The organism is Bifidobacterium olomucense, assembly GCF_012932375.1.
Lineage (GTDB): Bacteria > Actinomycetota > Actinomycetes > Actinomycetales > Bifidobacteriaceae > Bifidobacterium > Bifidobacterium olomucense.
In genome coordinates this window covers 99,857-123,926 of the sequence record NZ_JAAIIG010000005.1, presented here as the reverse complement: position 1 = coordinate 123,926, position 24,070 = coordinate 99,857, and the positions used below count along the sequence as shown (strand labels likewise).

Here is a 24,070-nt window from a genome sequence, read left to right as displayed (position 1 = left end):
GCGGTCCGACGCTTTCCTTTTTCCTCTTCATATCGGCGTGAGATAGTTCACAGAAACGGGCGTTTTCAGCGGGCTTTCAGAAAGTGTTGACCACGTCTTAAGTCCCAACCTATTACCCTCGTTGGTATATCAGGGGTTTTCGCAGCGTCTTGCCCGTTTCCACGGCGACGCAGATATACGCACGTTTTCATGAGGGGGCACATCTATGAAGACTCTCACCCGCACGGCCATCGCCTTGGTGGCCGGATTAGCCATCATTGGCGACGCATTCCTGCTGTTCGTCAAACCACATCTGGCTCAGCAATCCACGTCCGCCGGCTTGGCGGCAGCTGGCACCGAGTCTGGCGCAGGGTCCACGAATTCCAGTGACGCAGGTGCCGCTGACGGCAATTCCGCCGGCTCTCCGGACGGCACCGCCTCGGACTCGTCATCGGACTCATCGGACTCATCGGACTCATCAGACTCATCCTCGGCCCTCACGGACGGCACTTACACCAGTGTCTCCACGCCGAACGAATACGGCGAAATCCAACTTCAGGTCAAGGTTTCTGGAGGCAAAATCACCACCATCACCACGGTCAAGGTTCCCACACACGGCCGTTCGCAATCCGTCAACGCCCAAGCGATACCCGAGCTCACCGAACGCGCCATCAGTGCGCAAAGCGCGGACATCCAGTTCGTCTCAGGAGCTACCGAAACCTCCACCGCCTTCGTCAACTCGTTGCAAGACGCCATCAACCAAGCACTCAACGCCGACTGACGCCAGTTTACGATCATGCAAATCCGCGGCCTACGCCGCCTACACAGCTCAACTCCGATTCAGCAGATCCACTCATGACAGTCATTCAAGCCCGGGTCATCCATGCGATGACCATTCCTTTCACGATCCAACTGGCAAGCGACACCGCGAGCGCCGCACAGCTTGCCACTCTCATCGACACGGTGACGCCCCGCATCGCCGACTTTCTGAGGCAGGTCGATGCCACCTTCTCTCCCTTCCGCAGTGACTCACAGGTCACGGCGGCCCGCCACGGCGACTGGTCGCCCCTGCTCGCCGATGCGTCGGACCGTCATCTGCCGCAATCCGCCGCTCAAGGCCAACTGCCGTCACGGCGCACTGGGATCACCCTCGCGCCCGATGGCACCCGACGCACACAGTCGGCGTTTGCTGAAGTCTATGCCCTTACGGAACAGGCCAAGCAGCTCACTCATGGTCATTTCGATCCGATGCACGTCGGCGCATACGATCCGACCGGCATCGTCAAAGGCTGGGCTGTCGAACGTGCGCACGAACAGTTCCTGATGCCTCTCATCAAGTCGGGCCAATGCGATGCAGCGGCACTGGGCGGCGGCGGAGACATCCAGACCGCTGTGGCCGATACCAGTGATTTCACGTGGAACATCGGCGTGCAGGATCCCAGCAACCCGCACGGCACCGTACGCACAGTCACCATGCGCAATGGCGGCATCGCCACCTCCGGCACCAGTCAACGCGGCGAACACATCACTCGCAGCACATATGACCTCACCCAAGCCACGGTTATCGGCGATCATCTCACGTTCGCGGATATGTGGGCCACCACCGCCATCAGCGCTGGAGAGCGGACGTTCCGCGAACTCGTGGCCGCGAACCCTGCCGCTCAGGCCGATCTCATGGCCGTGTTCGTCCGTGCCGATGGCACGGTCAGCGAACTGAAGCCGGGGCGCTCGACGTCCCCATCGACCCATCGACAGCCCGATCGCTCATAAGAATCATCAAGAATCATCAGGAATTCAGGAATCACTTATGAAACGTTTCACATCCAATATCACCCTGGCTTGGGCAGTAGCGCTGTTCGTCATCCCCCTGCCGTTCCTGGTCGCATTGTCGACCGGATTCCCCGCACTGTACTCCTACACATTGTTCGGCGCCGAGCTAGGTGTTGTGGCTTACACCTGGATGCTGGCCGCCGTGTATTTGGCTTGCCGGCCGCGCTGGGTGGACCGCACGGTGGGTCTGCCCCACATGTACATGATTCACGGCGTCCTGGCCATACTGGCCATCGCACTTGCGTTCTTCCACCAAGCCCTGTTGCCCGGCGCTGGCGCGCTGATCGGTCTGACCGGACACGCCGGCCTCTACCTGTTCACTGCGGTTGCAGTGTGGTCATTGGTGTTCATGGCCGGATGGCTCACCGCTCGCGTACCCGTGTTGGCCACGATCAAGCGCGCACTGGAGCGAGTGTTCCGCCATGAAATGAGCGTATGGCTGCATCGGCTCAACATCGTGGCAATCGTGTTGATTGTGGTTCATGTGCATGTCATCGACTACATCGCATCCATCAAGCCGTTCATCCTCTTGTTTGACGCTGCCACAATCGCCGTTTTCGCCTACTACCTGTGGAGCTCGGTGAACCGTCGAGCCTTCGCATGGCGCGGCCGCGTGGTTTCAGTGCGTCCTCTCGCCGATCGTGTGATCGAGCTGCGCGTAACGCTCGACGGACGCGACAACGCTCAGATTCGCTGGAATCCCGGCGATTTCGCGTTTATCGCATTCCCTGACAAGCATGGCATGCACGAGTTCCACCCGTTCTCGCTGACGAATTCCTACCCCGCGTCCGGCAGCGTTGCATTCGCCGGCACTTCGGCCGGCATCAACACTTCGGTACATACCATCTCCACAGCGGACACCACCGTCACCCTGCCGCATCCTGACTCACCCACCATGGCGTTCGCCATTCGTGCGGACGGCGACTTCACCTCACGTATCGCTTCGCTCAAACCCGGCGACGTCGTGCGCATCGTGCCGCCGTACGGCCGTTATGCCGAATTCATCCGGGAACACGACAGTCATACGGCCGGCATCAGCCGAACGTCAGTTCAACAGGGCCACGGCTCCGGCACCCCCGAATCACGTACGCCTTTGGTACTGATCGGCGGCGGCATCGGCATCACACCGTTGCTCGGCGCGCTCTCCGCCTATGCGGACGGCAATCGCCCGGTCGATTTCCTGTATACCGTTCGTTCCGACCGCGACTTTATCTATCGCAACGAACTGGAGCAGTTCGGACGCACCACACCAGCCACACGCGTTCGCCTGCAAACTGGACGAGCCGATGCGGCTGCAATCACATCGATGATTCGTCCGGGTGCCGCTTACCTCATTGCCGGCCCCCAGCCGATGATGGAAGCCGTGCGCGACATCCTGCGCGGGCATGGCGTGGCCGCGGATGACATCTATTACGAACCGTTCTCGATGTAACGGATAACAAGATCGTTTCGTACGAATATGGCGTGCGCTTTTCGCACGAACCCAATGGCATACGACCCTTGCCCTACCGTCGAGCGATAAGACGCTATGCTGATTCGGCGGGTCGGCAATCATGGACTACGCTTAGGAAGCATGGAACTTCACGTATTGAATCACCCGCTGGTCGAGCACAAGCTCACCGTGCTGCGCGACAAGAACACCTCCTCCGCCACCTTCCGTGAGCTCGTCTCCGAACTGGTCATGCTGGAGGCCTACGAAGCCACCCGCAATCTCGACGTGGTGGACAAGCCCATCGAAACCCCGGTCGCACCGATGATCGGCAAGCACATCGCCGAGCCTCGTCCAATCATCGTGCCGGTGCTGCGTGCCGGACTGGGCATGCTTGACGGTATGACCAAGATGATCCCCTCCGCCGAAGTCGGCTTCCTCGGCATGAAGCGCGACGAGGAGCACCCGACCCAGCAGATCACCTATGCGAATCGTCTGCCGGACGACCTCACCGGCCGCCAGTGCTTCCTCATCGACCCGATGCTCGCCACCGGCGGCACTCTGGTCGCCGCCACCCATTACCTTGCCGAGCGCGGAGCCAAGGACGTTACGGCCGTGTGCATCATCGCCGCCCCGGAAGGCATCAAGTTTGTCGAGGAGCATATCGACCCGTCCATCGACTTCAAGGTCGTGGTGTGCGCGGTCGATGAGAAGCTCAACGACAAGTGCTACATCGTGCCGGGATTGGGCGACGCCGGCGACCGCCTCTACGGCGTCATCGACTGATGGAGCGTATACCGACTTTCCTCAGCACTCGACGCACCTTAGTGCGTCTTCGGCTTCGAACGTCGGTCTCCGCACACATCAGTCGATTCCGCAGAGGAATAGGTTGAATACGTGCCACACGCGTTAATCAATTCCTCAGTTACTGGAACTGGCGTGTATGAGAACTGACGTGCGCCTTCGGCTTCGAACGTCGGCCTTCCGCACACATCAGTCAATTCCGCTACATAATTGATTGATGTAGCGTATCAGCTCCGTATAGAAACGCCCCAATCGTCAGCGTACGTTTTTCCAGATGTATTTCTGCTTTATCTGGAGGAACGTACGCTGACTGTGTCTCAGCGTACGTTCCTCCAGACGACAGTGTTTTTAGTCTGGAAAAACGTACGCTACGGCAACAGATACGGCATCTCCCTTACCCCTGATCATCTTTTTGATAACGATGAACTGATTCACCATGCAAATTGACATTATTGCGCCGGGGCGCGTGAAAGAACGGTACCTGCGCGACGCCATCGACGAGTATTCCAAACGACTGTCCCGCTACTGCAAACTCAACATCATCGAAGTGGCCGACGAAAAGACTCCGGACCGCGCTTCCGAGGGCGTGGAGCGGCAGATCAAAACCAAGGAAGGCGAGCGCATCGCCAAACATCTGCGCGACAACGCCTATGTGATTGCGCTGGCGATCGATGGCAAGCAACTTTCCAGCGAGGAACTGGCCGCGAAAATCGACGATCTGGGGTTGCGCGGCACCAGCCATATCCAGCTGGTGATCGGCGGATCGATCGGCCTTGACGATGCGATTCTGCGACGGGCCGACTTCAAGTTGAGCTTCTCGAAAATGACCTTCCCGCATCAGCTTATGCGCGTGATTCTGTTGGAACAGATCTACCGTGCCTACAAAATCAACGCCGGCGAGCCGTATCACAAGTGAGCCGCAAAGAGGCGGCAAGCGGCACAACCCATCACTATCCCCGCCGCATCGATGCACCCGCGGTGCGGTAATTACCGCACGGTATGGTAAATCCCCCACGGTGTGGCATTGCACATCGCATTGCACATCCGCGGCACATCCGCGATATGCCGCCATTGTGGTGGCCATACCGCCATTTTCCATTACTGCGTGGTGGGAGATTTACCACACCGTGGAGTCTCCCCGCCCACCCCGGCATGACGGTTGGGTGGGCGGGGAACAGGGAACCGCACCGCAGCTCAGTTACTGCGCGTCGGGCACGAACGCCTCAAAAATATGACGGTCGAAATAGCGGTCGCAGCGGGCAAGCTCATCGGAGCTGCGCACCGTCCAGGAAACCGCGGTGGCACCCATCGAACGAGCCAAACGAACCTGCGGCAACGAGCCGCCCGTCCAGTCGTACGCCACAAAATCCGGGCGCGACAGCCAGTCGAAGGTCAGCAGACCGGCACCCCATTCCGCCGGACCGTTCTGCGCCAGCTTCGCCGGCCAGCCCAGCTGGCCACGGCACACTTCAGGATGGTGATCCTTGTACCAGTTCACCGCACCCGGATGGAACGATTCGATAACGTATGCGCCGTCGTACTCGGCCAACAGCGCATGCCCCTTCTCCATCAGCTCCTGCTCGCGCGCGCCCCAAATGTGATTGTTGCTGAATTTGTATTCCACGATCAGCGGCGCGCGGCCTGCCACCACCGCAAGCACATCGGAGAACAGCGGCACATGCTGGTAGTACCCTTCAGGAGCAGCGGACGGCGTGACGACCAGCGGCGGCTGCGCTTCGGCACCCGGCAGCGGCTTGGCCCTGAGATCGCCGGATTTGCCGCCCGGGAACAGCGGGATACGGGTCAACTCGTCATAGGTCAAATCCTCGACGCGACGCGGATCGCCGGCAACGCGCAGCAAATCGGCATCATGCACGACCACGACCTGCCCGTCAAGAGTCAGTTGCAAATCAAGTTCGATACCATAGCCGGCCTCACAGGCGGCGGCGAACGCGGCCAGCGAGTTCTCCGGGGCCAGCGGACCATCCACATCAGCCGAACCATAGCCGGCCTTCAGTGCCATCTGCCGCGCGAGCGCCACATATTCCTTGCTTTCAGACATCGACTCATACGTCATGTCCGCCTGTGCGCTGACCGGATTATCTCCCTCGTAATCCGCTACGTCATCGACTCCTACCAAACCCGAGCCGGCGTCATGCAAACCACGGTGGGCATACCAGACGTCGGAGATGGAGGGCACAAAATTACGACGCTTATCGTTGAACGTACGCGGGGCGACGGCCCATACGGCAGCACCTGCGGCAACTACGCCGGCGAGCGCCGCATTCCTCAAGAATTTCGACATTACGATCCTTCCGTTGCGGTGGTATCAGATTACCGCCGCTCGACTGTTCACGGGGAGTGTCGTCCCATGAATGTTCAGTGAATTCGCCTGGCCGATTGTCTTCGCCGCTCACGGCTTACCGCGCTCACAGCGCTTCAGCGAGCCACTGTGGGGTGAGCGGATCAGACGGGTCGAGTATGCGGTCGTTATGGTTGGCGGCAAGTGGTTCCCAACTGAAGTCGGCAACAAGGTCGGCGGCGCGGCACGGTTCGGGAGTCGTCCGGAGACGCAGCAGCCATGCGCAGTATCCGATGATTTGCTCCGGGCAGACGCCCCGCGCGCGCAACGCTCCCATGTCCAGCGAGCGCTCACGCTTGGCCAAGCGTCGTCCGGCCGCGTTGTCGATAAGCGGCAGATGCGCATAGGCGGGGTGAGCTGGCGATTGCTGATGGGCGGCCGTGCCTCCGTATTCTGGCTGAAAACCGCCGGCGAGGAGGCAGTGACGAATCCACATTTGCAAAGCAGTGGAGCGCAACAGGTCTCGGCCGCGTACGATGTCGTCCACTCCCATATCCAGATCGTCCACAACAACGACCAGCTGGTAGCCGAACAACCCATCGGCCCGGCGAATTACTGAATCTCCCACCTCGCGCGGCAAATCGTAGCGTTGTGGCCCATAGATGCGGTCGTTGAAATAAGCGACGGTTCCAGCAATTCCTTCATCAAGCGGACTCCCGGCTTGTTCATCAGGTTTTCCCGCGGCTTGTGCGGCGCCAGGCGTTTCAACGGTGCCCTGATCAAACGCCACACGCCCATTCGGCAGCTCTCCGCTTTCGGGCATGGCTATACGGATGGAATGCCGATCGCCGCGAGCCAGTCGCGCACGGACCTCATCGGGATGGTTGCGCAGCAGTCGGCGGCATGTGCCGGGGTACACCATGAAACCGTCGCCCTCGTTCGGTGCCGACGCGGCGCGGAGATCCGCCCGCGAGCAGAAGCAGGGATACAGCACGCCACGCAAGCAGTCCATGGCGTATTCATAGCGCTCGGTACGCCGAGATTGGTACATCGGCGAAGATTCGTTATCCCAATCGAGCCCCAGCCAACGCAGGTCGTCCATCATGAGCTGGTCGGCACCGGCAATAACGCGCGGCTTGTCCACGTCTTCGATGCGCAACAGCATACGTTCTCCGCGAGCGCGCGCGGACAGCCACGCCCCCAGCATGGCGTAGACATTGCCGATATGCATACGTCCTGACGGCGTAGGCGCGAATCGTCCGGTCATGGCTTTCCCTTCGTGTATGCAATATTCGCAGCTTCCTGACACAGTATTCACCGACATGTACCCGACCTGTATTGCCGTCCGCGTCCCTCGGCCGCAAACGTTTTGTCGGCTATCTCGCTTACAAGGGGCTGATTTGGGGGCTTGCGGAACATCTATCTGCGTTACAGGGGGCTGCCGCGGAACGATAACACCCATATTCGGCCCTATATGCCAACGCCGTTACGCCGTTTTATGGGCCTATGTACTTGACTAGCAGCCCCCTGTAAGGCAGATAGATCTCCCACTGTCCGGAAATCAGCCCCTTGTAAGCGAGATACCGTATCGAGATAGCATATCCGGCAACAAAAATGGTGGCTGCGGGAATCCGCAACCACCATTTGCAACAATCCGGATGACGTGGGGCAGGGGCAATCATGCCACTACCAGCATCAATCGGACCGGTGCCATCACCGTCACTTGTCGGCCGTAACGTCGTCCACGTTCACATCCGGGTCGTCGCCGATGATCTGGTCGCTCGCCCAAGCGGAGAGCTCCAGATGCTCGCCACCCGTGTGATCCACCAGCACGGTGTCGCCGTCGTGGACCTTGCCGGCAAGCAGCATACGCGCCAGCTGGTCGCCAACCTCGGTCTGAACCAAGCGGCGCAGCGGACGAGCACCGTAGGCCGGATCGTAGCCGGTGTTGGCCAGCCACTCGCGAGCCGAATCGGTCACGTCGAGCGTGATGCGGCGATCCGTCAGACGCTGGGCCACACCCTTGACTTGAATGTCCACGATACCGCCCAGCTCCTCGCGCGTAAGCGGGTGGAACATGACGATATCGTCCAGACGGTTCAGGAACTCGGGCTTGAAGTTCATGTGGACCGCGTCCATCACGGCCTTCTTCTTGGCGTCCGCGTCCATGTCTTCATTCACCAAGAACTGCGAGCCAAGGTTGGAGGTCATGATCAGGATCGTGTTCTTGAAGTCCACGGTTCTGCCTTGACCGTCGGTCAGACGACCGTCATCAAGCACCTGCAGCAGCACGTCGAAGATTTCCGGGTTGGCCTTCTCGACCTCGTCGAACAGCACCACGGAATACGGACGACGGCGCACGGCCTCGGTCAGCTGACCGCCCTGCTCGTAGCCCACATAGCCCGGAGCCGCGCCGATCAGACGAGATACGGACGCCTTCTCCATGTACTCGGACATGTCGATACGCACCATGGCCTTCTCATCGTCGAACAGGAAGTCCGCAAGCGCCTTGGCCAGCTCGGTCTTGCCCACGCCGGTGGGGCCGAGGAACAGGAACGAACCGGTCGGGCGGTTCGGATCGGAGATGCCGGCACGCGAACGACGCACCGCATCGGACACAGCGGCAATGGCTTCCTTCTGCCCGATCACGCGCTTGCCGAGGTAGTCCTCCATATGCAGGAGCTTCTCGTTTTCGCCCTGCATCAGACGGCCCACAGGGATGCCAGTCCAGTCGGACACGATCTCAGCCACGGAGTCGGCGTCCACGCGGTCCGGAACCATCGGTTCCTGAGCCGGATCAGACGACCCCGCGTCCTTGGACTCGGCGTCCGCGTTCTCGGCGGCGGCGAGCTCCTTCTGGATTGAAGGAATCTCACCATAGAGAATCTTGGAGGCTTCGGCCAAGTTGCCCTCACGGGTGAACTTATCCGCCTGCACACGCAGGTCGTCGAGCTTGGCACGCAGATCACCGACCTTGTTATGACCGGCCTGTTCCGCATCCCAACGCGCCTTGAGGCCGCTGAGCTTCTCACGGGTATCCGCGAGTTCGGCCTGCAGCTTGCCCAAGCGTTCCTTGGATGCCGGATCCTCAGCCTTCTTGAGCTGCATTTCCTCCATCTCAAGGCGGGTCACCTTGCGCTGAAGCTCATCAATCTCCTCCGGGGAGGAATCAAGCTCCATGCGAAGGTGCGCTGCGGCCTCATCCACCAGATCGATGGCCTTATCAGGCAGCTGGCGTCCGGAAATGTACCGGTTGGACAGCGTTGCGGCGGCGACCAGCGCGTCATCACCGATCGTGACCTTATGGTGCGCCTCGTAACGCTGCTTCAGACCACGCAGAATGGCGATCGTATCCTCCACGGACGGCTCACCCACGTACACCTGCTGGAAACGACGCTCCAGCGCCGGATCCTTCTCGATGTTCTCGCGGTACTCGTCCAGCGTGGTCGCGCCGATCAGGCGCAGTTCGCCGCGGGCCAGCATAGGCTTGAGCATGTTGCCGGCATCCATCGAACCCTCGGCGGCACCCGCGCCCACGATGGTGTGAATCTCATCGATGAACGTGATGATCTGTCCGTTGGCGTTCTTGATTTCGTTGAGCACGGCCTTCAAGCGCTCCTCGAATTCGCCACGGTACTTGGAGCCGGCCACCATCGAACCCAAGTCAAGCGAAATCAGTTTCTTGCCCTGCAACGTAGTCGGCACATCGCCGGCCACGATACGCTGGGCCAGACCTTCGACGACTGCGGTCTTGCCGACGCCAGGCTCGCCGATCAGCACCGGGTTGTTCTTGGTACGACGGGAGAGAATCTGAATCACACGACGAATCTCCTGATCACGGCCGATCACCGGGTCAAGCTTGCCTTCCTTGGCGGCGGCGGTCAGGTCGGTGGAGTACTTCTCCAGAGCCTTGTACGATCCTTCCGCATCCGGGCTGGTGACTTTCGCGCCACCGCGCACGCCGGGGACTGCCTTGCGCAGGGACGCTGCGGTAACGCCGTTCTTCTCCAGGATTTCAGCCGACTGGTTCGGCTTGCTGGCCGCGATGCCGATGAGCAGGTGCTCGGTGGAGACGTATTCGTCGCCCATCTGTTGCATTTCCTTCTCGGCCTGGGCGATGGCGGCGGTCAGCTGGCGGCTGGCCTGCGGCTGCGAGGTCGTGGAGCCGGATGCGCTCGGCAGCCCAACCAGCGCGTTGCGCACGGCGGCACCGATGGCTTGCGCATTGCCACCTGCGGCTTCAATCAGCGAGCGCACCACGCCGTTTTCCTGACGCAGCAGCGCATCCATCACATGCAGGGTCTCGACCTGAGCGTTTCCAGCGGCGGACGCACTCTGAATCGCGTCGCCGACGGCCTCTTGGGCCATGGTGGTGAACTTCTGTTCCATGATGTGTTCCTCCAAAGTCTTCTTGTATGTCTGCCGACGAGCGGCTGCTGCGCACGCGGCTCGCGGAAATCGGTCGCACAACTCATGAGTTTGCGCAACCCAAACCCGCGTTCCCGCATGTCACGCCGTACCCGCAAGCAGGCATTCGTGTCATGTTCTGATTCGTTCAACCGACCTAAAGACCATTCTATTCCCAAAACTTGAGTGAAGGTGACTCAAGTTTCACACCCCCTGTCGCACGCATCTCCGCCCCTCTCCCCTCCCCACACACTTTTCGCGCGAAAAGTACGCAAATCGCGCCACACGAAGCCCATTTGCGCACGAATCGCGCGAAAAGTGCTCAAAGCGCATCCCACAACCACACGACGCGCACGAATCGCACGAAAAGTACGTAAAGCGCGCCACATTGCGCACCGTTACGCGCAACCATGAACTAGTGCCCCTATCCTATACTTTCGCATGGTTTGCTTCTCGCGCTTTCCGCCCCATCACACTGCGGAGTGCGCGACTGTGAGAATTGGTGGAATTAAGAGAAGAACATGATTTTCCAATCCGGCGCACTGCTGCTCGCCATTATCGCGCCCTACGCGCTCAAACACCTGCACATCTTCGGCGAGCGTGATTACAAGGTCGCTCAAGGACTGGTGTTCAATCTGACGCTCCCCTGCGCCATCATCCTTTCGTTCGCCACCAACAAGCACGACATGCGCATGCTGTGGATCGTGCTGTTCGGCTTCTTCGCCTGTGCAATTCCACTGTTTATCGTATATTTCGGTTCGCGCGGCGACGAGCGCAACTACCGCGCCTTCCAGATGCTCAACGCTTCAGGCCTCAACCTCGGTGCATTCTGCTTGCCGGTGGTGCAAACCTTCATGGGCGCATCGGCCGGACTGCCCATCATCATGCTGGACATCGGCAACGCCACTGTGGCCACAGCCGGATCACTCACCATTACGCGCACGTTGCTCAAAATGGATGACAACTTCAAGTCACTGCCGCTGAGCTTGCGTCTGAGGAACATCGCCCATGATTTTCTGGGGTCGATTTCGTTCGACATTTACATGCTGATGCTGGTATTCATGTTCCTGCACATCACGATTCCGCAGCCCATCGTGACGCTGATCACCCCGTTCGCCAATGCAAACGCCTTCTGCGCCATGGCCATGATCGGCCTGATGATGGAGATTCCAGACAATCGCAAGGACCGCTTGGAGCTGTTGAAGGTGATTGGCTGGCGCGCGGTGTTTGGCGTGATTATTGCAGTGGCGGCGTGGTTCCTGCTGCCGTTCGATATGCGCATCAGGGAGATCATCGTGCTGGGCGCTTTCGCCCCGATCACGATTTTCTCCACCAAGTTCACCGACTCGCTCACCGGCAATGCCAAGCTCGCCGGATTCTCCCTGACCGTGACGGCGATCATCTCGCTGGTGGTGATGACCGTGCTGCATGCCCTGCTGCCGGGTGCGTGAGCGCGGTTTCACAACCACCGGAGCCATTGGAATCACCGGAGAACAGCGTCCCTTCATTGTTTCCACTCGAATCCTCACTATGTCTGCGACGTGTTCGTCGAGCCGCGTACTTAGTGAGGGCCAATAATGAAGGCCAGAAACGCAAAATCGTCATTATGCATGCGCGCACTCCGTCGAGCCGCATACATAATGACGATTCATGACGAGTCACCGTATAAACGATGACTCCCGATCAGACCGCTAGGCGCGCACGATCACGTTGCGCAGGTCGCCGATGCCCTCCACATGCACGATGGTCTCATCGCCCGGATCGAGGTGGCCGGAGGCGTTCGGCGTGCCGGTCATGATCACATCGCCCGGCAGCAGGGTGGAGAACGAGGAGATCGCGGCGATCTGCTCCGGAATGCCGTGAATGAGGTTCGCGGTGGTGCCGGACGCCATCGGCACATCCTCACCGTTCAGCGTGAAGGAGATCTTCGCGTCGCGCCAGTCCAAGTCGTCGCGCATCACAATCCACGGGCCAAGCGGGCAGGAGGTGTCGAAGCCCTTGGCACGGGTCCACGTGGGGTCGAGTCCCTGCAGATCGCGCAGCGTCACATCGTTCACGCAGGTGAAGCCGAGCACATAGTCCATGGCCTTCTCCACCGGCACGTTCTTGGCGATGCGACCCATCACCACGGCCACTTCCGGCTCGAAGTTCATGTCTTTGGAGCAGGCCGGGTACACGATCGGATCGTCCGGACCGATCACCGAGGTGGACGGCTTGGTGAAGATCACCATGTTCTCCGGCGCATGCGCGATCTCGGAGTGGCCGGCCTCGTGCATGAACTGAGCATGGGCCTCATAGTTCTTGGCCAGACCGTAGACCTTGGAGGGAATGACCGGGGCGAGCAGACGAATGCCGTCGCCATCAACCGGATATCGATTGCCGGTGGGCTCGACCTGATCGCCGGCCAGCGGGTGACCGTTGAGTTCGATGAGATAGTCTTTGCCGTCGGACGGGTCCTTCTGCACGAAGGCGTAGCGCGGCGCATCATTCATAGAAAAACGTGCAAGTCTCATAGCTCTCAGCCTACTACGACATGCTCCGGCAGGGCATCCAAACCATTCGTCAGGTTGGTGTACATGTCGTCCGTATCGTCATCCCAACTGTAGGAATAGTCGTACTGCCCGCCGCGATCCATTTCGTTAACCATTTCGTTGACGGCGTACATCGATCCGCCGATGATCGCAATGGTAATGATGATGCCCAGCACCGTATTGATGATGCTGATTACGATGCCGGCAATGGCCAAACCTCGCCCTTTGCCGCCCTGCTTTTTGATCTGGTTCAGGCCGATGATGCTCAGCACCAGACCCACGATCGAGAACAGGAACGAACATACGAAACCGGCAATGGCCAGTCCGTTGTACTGATTGGCGTTGCTGTAGGCGCCGTACGCCGGGCTGTAAGGCGGCGCTCCTGCACCGTACGCCGGACCGTAGCCGGATGCGCCGTACGGTTGCTGACCTGCATACCCGGGGTATGGCTGGCCGTACGCCGTCTGGCCGTACGCTGGCGCTCCGGCCGCATTGTATTGCGGCTGGCCATACGGCGTCTGCGGCGGCACGGCACCCCCGCCTGGGTACGTGGGAGGTTCTGGAGCCGGCGGCACGGCACCCTCACCGACATTGAGGGACGTATTCGGCTCTTCATTCGCAGTAGAGCCCGGGACAGGGTTCGGATTGATATTCGGAGTGGTTGGCGAGTCGGACATTATCGCTCCTTTGATTGTGTCGCGTCTTACACGCGCCTGCACGCGCCTTGCATGCCTCTGATGAGAAGACGCGCCCCTTCTACGCACGCGCTACACTGTGCGCTACCTCCATGGTACCCGCGCCACCCCGCACACGCCCGACTTCTGCGGCAACCTATCGCGCAAGCACCGCACACAGCAGACCGCAACACACGCACACAGCAGACCGCAACACAATAGGCCCATCAAACCCCGCATAATCAAAGAAGGCTTGATGACGCATCGACCGCTTCGGCGCCTTGTTCCAGCGCCAGTGCGATCATCGCGTCCTCAAGCCTTCTTTCACCAGCCGTCAGCCCTTAATTCCCGGCAGGATTCCCGGCAAGGGAGTGCGGCATGCGACGGTAATCAGCATGCGTCGGCTGACTCACCGGTCACTTGGCGAGCAGGGGCGCGACCTGCTCCTCGTACGCGGTCAGAGCCGTATCGATCACGTTATGCATGTCGTAATACTTGTACGTACCCAGACGACCACCGAACACGACCTTCGGCTCGGCCGCAGCCTTCTCCGCATACCTCGCGTACAACGCCTTGTCCGCATCCGTGTTGATCGGATAATACGGCTCGTCGCCACGCTCCGCGAACCGCGAGTACTCCTCCCACACCACGGTCTTCCCATGGTTCTGCGAATCGTAGCGCTCCGGGTTGAAGTTCTTGAACTCGATCGCGCGCGTGTACGGCACGTCCGCGTCCGAATAGTTCATCACCGGGCAGCCGAAGTGGTCGTCCTCGTCGTAGCGCACCTCCTTGAAGTCCACCGTGCGCCACTTCAGGTCGCCCAGCTCGTAGTCGAAGTAGCGGTCCACCGGGCCCGTGTACACGACCGGCACGCCCGCGGCCAGCAGCGCCTTCCTGTTGTACGGCTGCGACTCGTCGAAGAAGTCGGTCTTCAGCGACACCGTGATGCGCGGGTCGTCGATCATGCGCTCCATCCACGCGGTGTAGCCGTCCTTCGGCAGACCCTCCCACGTGTCCTTGAAATAGCGGTTGTCGTAGTTGAAGCGCACCGGCAGGCGCTTGATGATGTCCGCCGGCAGGTCCGCCGGATCCGTCTGCCACTGCTTGCCCGTGTAGTTCTTGATGAACGCCTCGTACAGCGGGCGGCCGATCAGCTGGATGCCCTTGTCGTTCAGGTTGGCCGGATCCGTGCCGGCCAGCTCGCCCGCCTGCCCGGCGATGAGCCTCCTCGCCTCGTCCGGCGTGTAGGACGCGCCGAAGAACTGGTTGATCGTGCCCAGGTTGATCGGCAGCGGGTAGACCACGCCGTCATGCGTCGCGTACACGCGGTGCACGTAGCCCGTGAACTCCGTGAAACGGTTCACGTACTCCCACACACGCCTGTTGGACGTGTGGAACAGGTGAGCGCCGTACTTGTGGATCTCCGCGCCCGTCTCCTCGTCGAAATACGAGTACGCGTTGCCGCCGATATGATCACGGACATCGATGATATGCACGCGCGCGCCCGCATGCTCCACCGCCTGCTGCGCCACCGTCAAACCAAACAGACCCGCACCAACAACCACCAAATCGGGGTACGTGTTTTCCGCCATGTTATATACCTTCCTTGTAAGAACAAGTATTGCGCGATGATGGAGCGACATGGCCGCCCACACACATCATGTTCGCCCTATTTTACCGAACAAGACCGATGTGCGTTTTCAGCCTAGGCAACGCAACCGAATCCTGTGAACGAGCCCTAATCCCGCTTGAACAAGTCGCGAGTGAACACCTTCTCGGGTACATCGGCCAAATCATCATTCCAACGATTGGCCACAATCACATCGGCAGCGTCTTTAAACGCAACCAAATCATGCGTTACCGCGTTGCCGAGGAATTCCGGCTGGTTCCATGTGGGCTCATAAATCAACACATTGAGGCCCTCTCCACGCAGTCGCTTCATCACGTCCTGAATGGCGGACTGGCGGAAGTTGTCGGATCCGGACTTCATCGTCAGACGATAAACGCCCACCGTCGGCTCTTCGACGCCGCACACGCGTTCGATAATCTCATCGGCCACGAAATCCTTACGGGTCCGGTTGGCGTCCACGATCGCCTCGATAAGGTTCTGCGGCACGGAGGCGTAGTTGGCAAGCAGCTGCTTGGTGTCCTTCGGCAGGCAATATCCGCCGTATCCGAACGACGGGTTGTTGTATCCCGGTCCGATGCGCGGGTCCAGGCATACGCCGTTGATGATGGCGCGGGCGTCAAGACCGCGAGCTTCGGCATACGTATCCAATTCGTTGAAATACGCGACGCGCAACGCCAGATACGTGTTGGCGAACAGCTTGATGGCCTCGGCCTCCGTGGTTCCCACCACCAATTCCGGAATGCCGCGGGTACCATCCGCATTCTCACGGTCTTTCTCCCGCGGATCGGCACCGTCGGCGAGCAGGCTCACGAACTTGCGGGCCGCCTGTACGGCTTCCTCATCATCCTGCGGAGCGCCCGCCACGATACGGCTCGGATGCAGATTGTCCCACAGCGCTCGTCCTTCACGCAGGAACTCAGGGCTGAAGAGAATACGATGATCATGCAAACGTTGACGCAACTGGCTGGTGTACCCCACCGGAATCGTCGATTTGATGACGATCCACGCTTCCGGTGCATGCTCACGCACCGCTGCGATGGCAGCCTCCACGCTGGAGGTGTCGAAGTAGTTGCGCCGCTCGTCATAGTTGGTGGGCGTTGCGACAATCGCAAAGTCAGCACCCGTGTATGCCTGCGCCGGATCCAGCGTGGCATGGAAATTCAGCGGGCGCTCCCCGGACGCATTACCCTCAAGGAATGCGGTGATCTCCTTATCCACAATCGGGCTTTTGCCCTGGCTGAGCATCGCTACTTTTTCCGGCACAATATCCAACGCATGCACTTCATTATGCTGGCTGAGCAACAGTGCAACGGATAGGCCGACATAACTTGTTCCGGCAACTGCAATCTTCATCGACGCATTCCCTTCATCAAGAATTCAATTAACCTGTATCAATATAGTCACGTTACCAAACCAACGATGACTCGTTCAACGGCTTGACCCCGACATGCGGGCCGAATATCAAACGCACATCAGCCGCATATCGGGGTCACGGAAAGCACCGAACCGGAATCATCCGAATCATCCGCGGAAATACCGCTCCCACCACGAAGGTGAGACGAGCGTGGCGAATTCCTTGCGATACGCCGACTGGTACTTACGCCAGTTGAAGGCGAGACGAGCGTACAACACGCTGACTTTGGCCAGTCGCGTGAACGCGGTAAGCGGCCGACGCCACAACAGTATGCCGGTGTTGGCTTCTTTATTGACGAACACCGCGGAATCCATACGCGCCATAACCTGCCAATGTTCGCTGGCGTTCTTGGCGACCATGTCCAGCCCGTCGAGCGCGTGCTCGACATCGGGAGCATGTCGCGAAATCACATGCCCTGCTTCGGCATCATCGGCATACCAATATGCATGCTGGGGTTCAACGTAACCATCGATCACGGTGTGCATATTGCGGCGCGGCGGACGCAATTGATTGAGCAGCGCCTTGACACCGCTCGACGCCGCGCTTTCCGCTTCAGCACGGCTCTTGACCAGAAGCTCGTCCGGAAGTTCATCGAACGGCACCGTATGCGTGTCGTCTTCAGCGGCACGCGCCGCGCGAATCTCCGGCAGTCTGGTTTCGAGGATATCGCCGATGTGCTCAGCCCCCTGCAACACATCGCTGACCGCCATTTGATGCAAGGTGACTGCCGAGTAACGCATCTTCACGGCGGCCGACATGGAGGCGCGCATCATTTCACGGAACAGATCGCCGCCCCACGGCAGTCGGGAATACAACAGGCCCATGATGAGTTTGTTGCGTACGTGGAAGTACGCTTGCCAGTCAAGAATGTCGTCCTTGTCTACAAAGGACTGATGCCACAGGCACACGCCAGGCACGGTGACGGTTCGGTAGCCGGCCTGTTGCGCACGTACGCCGTATTCGACGTCATCATTCTTGATGAAGAACGGATAAGACAGTCCGACCTTGCGAATCGTCTCGACCGGGATCAGGCACATCCACCATGCGTTGTAGTCGGCGTCCGTACGCTTGTGCAGGTACCGCGTTTCCAAGAACGGACGGGCGGCCAGATCATCGAACTTCGGCGTACCTTCGGCCGTGGTCCAGAACACGCGTTTGCGGTTGAACACCTCGGCCAAAGCGCACAGGCGCGTCGGCTCGCTCAAGAACAGCATATTGCCGCCGACCAGCGTGGGCTTGGCACAATGGTTGGCGAATGCGATGGCACGCGAGATAGATTCCGGTTCCAGCACCGTGTCGTCGTCCAACAGCAAAGCGTAACCGCTTTCGTTGTGCTGTTCGACCTCATACATACCTCGTGCGAAACCGCCGGAACCGCCGATGTTGCCTTGACGGATGACACGCAGCTTGTCGCCGAGCCGCGACTGGACCTCAGCGTATCCGTCCTGCTCGGTAACCAGCTTGGTGCCTTGATCCACAACGTAGATGGCATCGATCAGGTTCATATCCGCCATGTTGGCAAGCAGGTTGAACTGGCGAACGCACCATTCGGGCTTGTTCATCGTGGTGATTGCCAGCGATGCAGTGAGATTGCGGTTCGCCGGCACGTCGGCGAGCCACACGGCGTCGGACAGTACGACCGGGGTCGAGCCGACTGCCGCAACCTCGAACCACAGCCATCCGCCTTCATGCATACCGCTGATCGGTACAGCGACTTCAACGGTGTCCGGCGACGATTCCGGCGTCACCGCCACTGTCGAAACGACGTGATCCTGCGCGCGGCTGTCCGAACGATGCACGGTGATCACGGCTTCTCCGCTGACCTGCATCCGCAACGTCACGTTTTGCACGTTCGTCCATTGCGCCCAATACGCGGCCGGGAACGCATTGTAATAGCTGCCGGTCGAGTAGACATGACCCGCCGGGACCTCCAGAGCAGTGCGATCCTTCACCCACGAGTGGAGAATCTCGTTGGCGACTGAGGAACCACCGGCACGCCCGCTCCCGTAGATGGGAGCGGCGGCTATGCGGAACGATTCGTCTAATCCGACATCTCCCGAGGGAAACACCACTCGCCAGATCGTCTCTTGCTGTGACTTAGACATGAGAACACCTTACGGTCAATACTTACCAACTACCATGAGCGAATTCGTTCAGCACTCGTGCCGGCAATTGCGGCTCAGGTACCATACGCGGCAACCCCAAACCTACTCTTTGTGGAACTTGTCGCTGAACGGGTCGGAGAAGGTCTGCATCTCCACATTTTGCTCGCCGTCGGCAGGCGTGATGCGGATATAGTCATGGTTGAGCAGCGCGTATGGATCGCCCTTGTCGTTGCGAATCACGAAACTGCAGGCATTGTCGCCCGTGGCCACGGCCACCATGTCCGTGAAATCGGGATTGGTGGGGCTCGGCGTACGCAATGAGGTGAACAGCTTGAATTCGCCACTGTTGAACAGTGTGAGCGGCACTTGGAACCGCACCGTGTGGTGCCCATGCTGCTTCATCTTGAACACCTTGGCTCCGGTGTCGTACGTGATGCCGCCTCGACGGATGTCGTTCATCGAGATGGCGAGGTAGAAATCACCCGGCTCGTCATACTGATATTCCACGGCGAATTCGAATACGTCATCGCTGGTGAGTATCGGCTTGGAGACGGCGTAGGTGCGCAGCAACGGGCAACGCTCGTTGAGGCCTTCAGGATATTCGCCTTTGGCTACGGCTTCCTTGGCTTTGCGTTCGTTGTCCTTCTTCTCCGCTTCAAGGTTCACCAAGGTGTACTGGTCGGCCACGGACTCCTTATCGCCGATCACCGCCACTTCGCCGTCCTTGATCATCATGGCGCGAGTGCAGTATTTCTTCACCGATCCCATATCATGCGTGACCAGAATAACGGTCTTGGTGGGGTCTTTGCTCACCTCACGGAAGAAGTTGTCACACTTGCGCTGGAACGCTTCATCACCCACGGCAAGCACCTCGTCGAGCACGAGGATGTCGCCCTGTGCCTTGATGGCCACCGAGAACGCAAGACGCACCTGCATGCCGGAAGAGTAGTTCTTGAGCTTCTGATCCATGAACTCTTCAAGCTCAGCGAACGAAACGATGTCGTCGTACATCGCGTCGATTTCGTCATGGGTGAAGCCGAGCAGACAGCCGTTGAGATACACGTTCTCACGGCCGGTCAACTCCGGGTTGAAGCCGACGCCGAGCTCGATGAACGGCACCAGCTTGCCGGTGACGGATACGCTGCCCTTGTTCGGGTAGTAGATCTTGGAGATGATTTTGAGCAGGGTGGATTTGCCGCCGCCGTTACGCCCCACAATGCCGAAGAATTCGCCCTGATGCACCTCGAAGGAGATGTCCTTGAGCACTTCCTGCTTCTTATAGCCCTTGATGCCCTTGGTCCAGTTGATGAACGCCTGCTTGAGGCCGGTGGCCTGCTCAGTGGGCAGCTTGAAGTACTTGTTCACATGATCGACTTTGAGCACCACGGGCGTATCCGTATACGCCAGTTCGCCCGACTCATGCTTGGCGAGGCGCGGATCCACGATGGATGCAGCCGTCTGGTTCGTCTGTTCGCTCATCACATGACCTCCGCGAATTTCCTGCTGTTCTGGCGGAATACGTGCACGCCTATCCAGATGAGCGCCACGGTCAGTCCCAACGGAATCAACGGCACCCACCAGGAGCCGAACTGATTCCACACGGTAGGTTGCGTCTCCGGGGCGATGAAGTTGTGACGGATGTCCTGAATGGACTGTGCAATCGGGTTCAGCAGCTCAAGTCGTGCCAGCTTGGCGTAGATGCCGCCCTTGTCAGTCACATAGCTGAGCGGGTAGATAATCGGCATGCCGTAGAAAATCATCTGCTGGAGCACTTCCCAGATGTGGGCTATGTCGCGGAAGTAGGCGTACATGGTGCTGAAGATGAGGGCGAGCGCCAATGCGAGAATCCACAACTGCAGCACACTGAACGGCACGAGAATCACACGCCAGGTGAAGTGTACACGGTTGAAGAGAGCGAAGATGAGCACCACCACGTAATTGATGCCCAAACTGATCATTGACCCCATAGTGGCGGAGACGACGACAATATAGTTGGGGAAGTGAATCTTGCGCAAAAGGTCGCCACGATCGACGATGGATCGCAATCCAATCGAGGTGGCCTCAGCCACGAAGTTCCATGAGCAGATACCAAGCAGCAGCACCACCGGATAAGTGGGCGTGCCATCGGACATACGCAGGAACTTGGCAAACACCACGTACATGACAGCGAATAGCATCAATGGCTTGAGCACCGACCATGCGACACCGAGGAACGAGCCTTGGTAACGGAGTTTGAAGTCGGTCTTTACCAGTCCCCGTAGGACGACCATCGCATAACGATATCTGTCCTGTATTCGTCTCTTCACTGTATTCACGGCGCTACATCCTATCAGTCGGTCGATATCATGCTTGCACCGCCTACGCACATGGGCGACATCGCCACCTCACGAAACGGCGCGTATCCGTTCTTTAGTCTTTAAATATACCGGTTGTCAGTTGGCCATAGAAAAACAAAAGAAGACGGAAGCCTTGTCTCAAATGCGGCCTCCGTCTCCTTATGCCGGGACTGGACGTCAGTCCATGTCCAGATAACGCTTCCAGTACTCGATCGAGGTCAGCTCGGCGCGAGCGGCGGAATATTCCTTGCGCAGACGTTCGATGTTCTTCTTGTAGTACTTGAGGTCACGCTCGTAGCGCTTCGTAATGGCGGCGTAGCGCTTTGCATCCTTGACGCGGATGGCACCCTTCTTGTTGTACCAGTCGATAACAATCAGGTACTTCTTGCCATGGATGGCACCGGCGGGGTATGTCCAGCCAAGCACGGGAATGACCGCGTAGCCCTTGCCCTCGTTCTTGAGGAAGCGCTGGCCGTTATTCGTAGCGTAGTCTTCCAGACGCTGCACCAGAGTTCGCGGCTTGTCGCCGTCCACCAGTTGACGATCGATATCGCGCAGGTCGAAGCCGTCGAGACCCAAATCCTTGGCCTGCTGCTGCACTTCGGCGAACGAGAACATCTTCTCCTTGTTCTTGTTCGCCTGCATGAAGGCCTTTTCCGCAGCGCCTTTCTGGGCAATGAACTTCGGACCCTTCAGGAAGTCCTCAAAGGCATCCAAGCACAACTCGGCGTTCGAGTAACCGAATTTCTTGAGCTCAAGACGGATGTTGTTATGCAGCTCGTACATGAAATCGGAGTGCAGCGCGAAACCGGTAGTGCACTGGGCGATCATCGTGTTACGAGTGGTCTGGTAGCGCTCCACGGCAGCGTTGTAACGCACGTGGAACGACATATGCCAGATGCACAGGCCGTTCATGGTGATGAGTTCCTTGCCGCAACGCACGCCATATTCGGCGTCATCGCAACGTACGAACACCGGCAGCGGTAGGCCGTTCTCCTTGATCACCTGGATCGGGATGCAGCAATACCACCATGCGGCATAGCGCTGGTCGGGATCGATTGTCTTAGGCAGACGGAAGGTCTCGTTGTAGACGATGTCATCGAACTTGGTCAGACGCAGCGGAGGCTTGGCCGGGGCGAATGCACCCTTCGGGGTCATATAGCCGGTGTCTTCCCACTGGTCCTCGCCGATCTCATAGTTGAGCATGGCGCCGCTGATCATTGCGTCCTTGTATTCAGGCTTGAGCAGACGCAACAAGTTGTAGGTACGCTTGATGCTCTCCGGGGAGACGGCCACATCGTCGTCCATCAGCAGGATGTTGGTCGCTTCCGGCGTCTGCTCCATGGCTTCGATCATGCCACGGGTGAAGCCGCCGGCACCGCCCACATTCTGATTAGGACGAACATGCACGTGTTCGTCGCTCAGCTTGTCAACATCCAGCGTACGGCCGTTGTCGATCACATACATATTGAAGTGATCAGCGATCTCTTCACCGGAGCCAAGAATCTGATCCTTGACCAGACGAATGTTGTTCTCGATGAAGCTTTCCTTCTTGAACGTGGTGGTGGAGAGCACGAACTCGACCGGGTTGAGGTCGCCGTTGTATTCCACCGAGTAGTAGCTGTTGCGGATGGCGACGCAACCCTCGGTAGTGATAGTGAAGCCCACCAACACAGTCTCATCATCCACAGCAAGTTCGAGGTCTACATTCTGCCAGTCATCGGAGGCCGGCAGATCGGCGGTCACGGACTTGACCGGCTCCGGGTGTGCCGAAAACACACCGCCCTTGGTCTGCAGCACGTGAGCAGCAGCCCCCTTGAGCTCCAAATGCAGGTAGAACTTTGTGGCAGTCGTGTATTTCAGCAGCTTCTGCACAGACAGGGAATTGAAATACGTCGAGAAATCGTATTCGCCCTTGGTGCTGAGTAGCCAAGAACCATCCGCCGCAGCTTCATTCTCGATAACCGGCCCCTCTGCCTTGCAATACAGGGAAGGATAGCTCAGCGAGCGCGGGTTTCGTTCCAAGAGAATATTCGCAAATTTCAACGTGGACATGTATTACCTAACGGTTCGAACGTACAGCAATCGCAACTATGATACCCTCTGCCGACGATATGGCCGTCTGCCAAACGACGGCGAACGTCCCTCCCAACAAGAAACCCTCGGAAGTTGCCATTCATGATGAGTCTCGTCATGCACCCCATCATGAGGCTCTCGCACACCTTCATCCAACTCCGAGTTATAGGCAATAGATATGGCATCTTTCTCTGATGTCTCAGCCGATCAAGTTCCATTCGACCTAGGTGTGGGGCTTGTTCCAGCTGATGCGGGTGTTGGTTCGGGTTCGGTGTCCTCAGATCAGGGGGAGCTGACGGGTCTTGGCGTGGTTCATGGGGCAACCATGGGTCAAACTCGGTTACAAGGGGCAGATACACCGGTCGCGCAAAAGTCTATCTGCTCTACGAGGGGCTGAGCCGAAACGAAAACACCCATATTCGGATCTATGCGTCAACGCCATTCCGCCATTCTGCCGTCAAAACTACTTGGACATCAGCCCCTTGTAACGCAGATTGACCTTCCTCATAACAACAATCCACCCCTCATAAGCAAGAAAGAAAACCGAAAAGCA

General features: G+C 58.8%; 17 protein-coding genes. 6 read left to right on the top strand and 11 right to left on the bottom strand.

Annotated elements, in window-relative coordinates; genetic code table 11:
• The first annotated feature begins 205 nt into the window (after window positions 1-205).
• The 5 genes from G1C97_RS07035 (at window position 206) to rlmH (ending at window position 4,958) form a co-directional block, all read left to right on the top strand.
• Window positions 206-760 (top strand): FMN-binding protein, encoded by a 555-nt coding sequence (locus G1C97_RS07035; RefSeq protein ID WP_169241169.1) that lies wholly within the window; start codon window positions 206-208, stop codon window positions 758-760.
• A gap of 74 nt (window positions 761-834) precedes the next feature.
• Window positions 835-1,749, top strand: a complete 915-nt coding sequence (locus G1C97_RS07030; protein WP_169241168.1) for an FAD:protein FMN transferase — start codon at window positions 835-837, stop codon at window positions 1,747-1,749.
• A 37-nt stretch (window positions 1,750-1,786) separates the two neighbouring features.
• Window positions 1,787-3,241: a ferric reductase-like transmembrane domain-containing protein gene (locus tag G1C97_RS07025; RefSeq protein ID WP_169241167.1), complete on the top strand. Its 1,455-nt coding sequence runs from the start codon at window positions 1,787-1,789 to the stop codon at window positions 3,239-3,241.
• Window positions 3,242-3,382: 141 nt separating this feature from the next.
• Window positions 3,383-4,024, top strand: a complete 642-nt coding sequence (gene upp, locus G1C97_RS07020; RefSeq protein ID WP_100497176.1) for a uracil phosphoribosyltransferase — start codon at window positions 3,383-3,385, stop codon at window positions 4,022-4,024.
• 454 nt (window positions 4,025-4,478) lie between these two features.
• On the top strand, window positions 4,479-4,958 hold the full coding sequence (gene rlmH, locus G1C97_RS07015) for a 23S rRNA (pseudouridine(1915)-N(3))-methyltransferase RlmH (protein WP_169241166.1): 480 nt from the start codon (window positions 4,479-4,481) through the stop codon (window positions 4,956-4,958).
• A gap of 282 nt (window positions 4,959-5,240) precedes the next feature.
• On the opposite strand, the gene G1C97_RS07010 is transcribed toward rlmH, so the two are convergent.
• The 3 genes from G1C97_RS07010 to clpB form a co-directional block, all read right to left on the bottom strand.
• Window positions 5,241-6,347, bottom strand: coding sequence for a glycerophosphodiester phosphodiesterase family protein (locus tag G1C97_RS07010; protein WP_169241165.1), 1,107 nt, complete (start codon window positions 6,345-6,347; stop codon window positions 5,241-5,243).
• A gap of 124 nt (window positions 6,348-6,471) precedes the next feature.
• The gene (locus G1C97_RS07005) at window positions 6,472-7,611 is read right to left on the bottom strand and encodes a glutamyl-Q tRNA(Asp) synthetase (RefSeq protein WP_169241164.1); all 1,140 of its coding nucleotides are present in this window, start codon (window positions 7,609-7,611) and stop codon (window positions 6,472-6,474) included.
• Between the two features lie 452 nt (window positions 7,612-8,063).
• A complete protein-coding gene (clpB, locus tag G1C97_RS07000; protein ID WP_169241163.1) occupies window positions 8,064-10,733 on the bottom strand; it encodes an ATP-dependent chaperone ClpB in 2,670 nt (889 codons plus the stop codon).
• Between the two features lie 539 nt (window positions 10,734-11,272).
• On the opposite strand from clpB, the gene G1C97_RS06995 reads away from it, so the two are divergent.
• Window positions 11,273-12,202, top strand: a complete 930-nt coding sequence (locus tag G1C97_RS06995; RefSeq protein ID WP_169241162.1) for an AEC family transporter — start codon at window positions 11,273-11,275, stop codon at window positions 12,200-12,202.
• A gap of 240 nt (window positions 12,203-12,442) precedes the next feature.
• On the opposite strand, the gene G1C97_RS06990 is transcribed toward G1C97_RS06995, so the two are convergent.
• The 8 genes from G1C97_RS06990 to G1C97_RS06955 all read right to left on the bottom strand — a co-directional run bounded on the left by G1C97_RS06990 (window position 12,443) and on the right by G1C97_RS06955 (window position 23,496).
• Entirely contained in the window at window positions 12,443-13,264 is an 822-nt protein-coding gene (locus G1C97_RS06990) for a fumarylacetoacetate hydrolase family protein (RefSeq protein WP_169241161.1), read from the bottom strand.
• A 5-nt stretch (window positions 13,265-13,269) separates the two neighbouring features.
• Complete coding sequence (locus G1C97_RS06985; protein WP_169241160.1) at window positions 13,270-13,959, bottom strand: DUF4190 domain-containing protein; 690 nt, start codon at window positions 13,957-13,959, stop codon at window positions 13,270-13,272.
• 413 nt (window positions 13,960-14,372) lie between these two features.
• The gene (glf, locus tag G1C97_RS06980) at window positions 14,373-15,548 is read right to left on the bottom strand and encodes a UDP-galactopyranose mutase (RefSeq protein ID WP_169241159.1); all 1,176 of its coding nucleotides are present in this window, start codon (window positions 15,546-15,548) and stop codon (window positions 14,373-14,375) included.
• A gap of 146 nt (window positions 15,549-15,694) precedes the next feature.
• Window positions 15,695-16,939: a nucleotide sugar dehydrogenase gene (locus G1C97_RS06975; protein ID WP_169241158.1), complete on the bottom strand. Its 1,245-nt coding sequence runs from the start codon at window positions 16,937-16,939 to the stop codon at window positions 15,695-15,697.
• Window positions 16,940-17,107: 168 nt separating this feature from the next.
• Window positions 17,108-19,105: a glycosyltransferase gene (locus G1C97_RS06970; RefSeq protein ID WP_169241157.1), complete on the bottom strand. Its 1,998-nt coding sequence runs from the start codon at window positions 19,103-19,105 to the stop codon at window positions 17,108-17,110.
• Window positions 19,106-19,207: 102 nt separating this feature from the next.
• On the bottom strand, window positions 19,208-20,584 hold the full coding sequence (locus G1C97_RS06965) for an ABC transporter ATP-binding protein (protein WP_169241156.1): 1,377 nt from the start codon (window positions 20,582-20,584) through the stop codon (window positions 19,208-19,210).
• Window positions 20,584-21,375 carry an ABC transporter permease gene (locus G1C97_RS06960; RefSeq protein ID WP_100496899.1) on the bottom strand — a complete coding sequence of 264 codons (792 nt, stop codon included), beginning with the start codon at window positions 21,373-21,375 and terminating at the stop codon, window positions 20,584-20,586. Before G1C97_RS06960 ends, G1C97_RS06965 begins: the two co-directional genes overlap by 1 nt.
• Before the next feature lie 243 nt (window positions 21,376-21,618).
• On the bottom strand, window positions 21,619-23,496 hold the full coding sequence (locus G1C97_RS06955) for a glycosyltransferase family protein (protein WP_169241155.1): 1,878 nt from the start codon (window positions 23,494-23,496) through the stop codon (window positions 21,619-21,621).
• Window positions 23,497-24,070 lie beyond the last annotated feature (574 nt).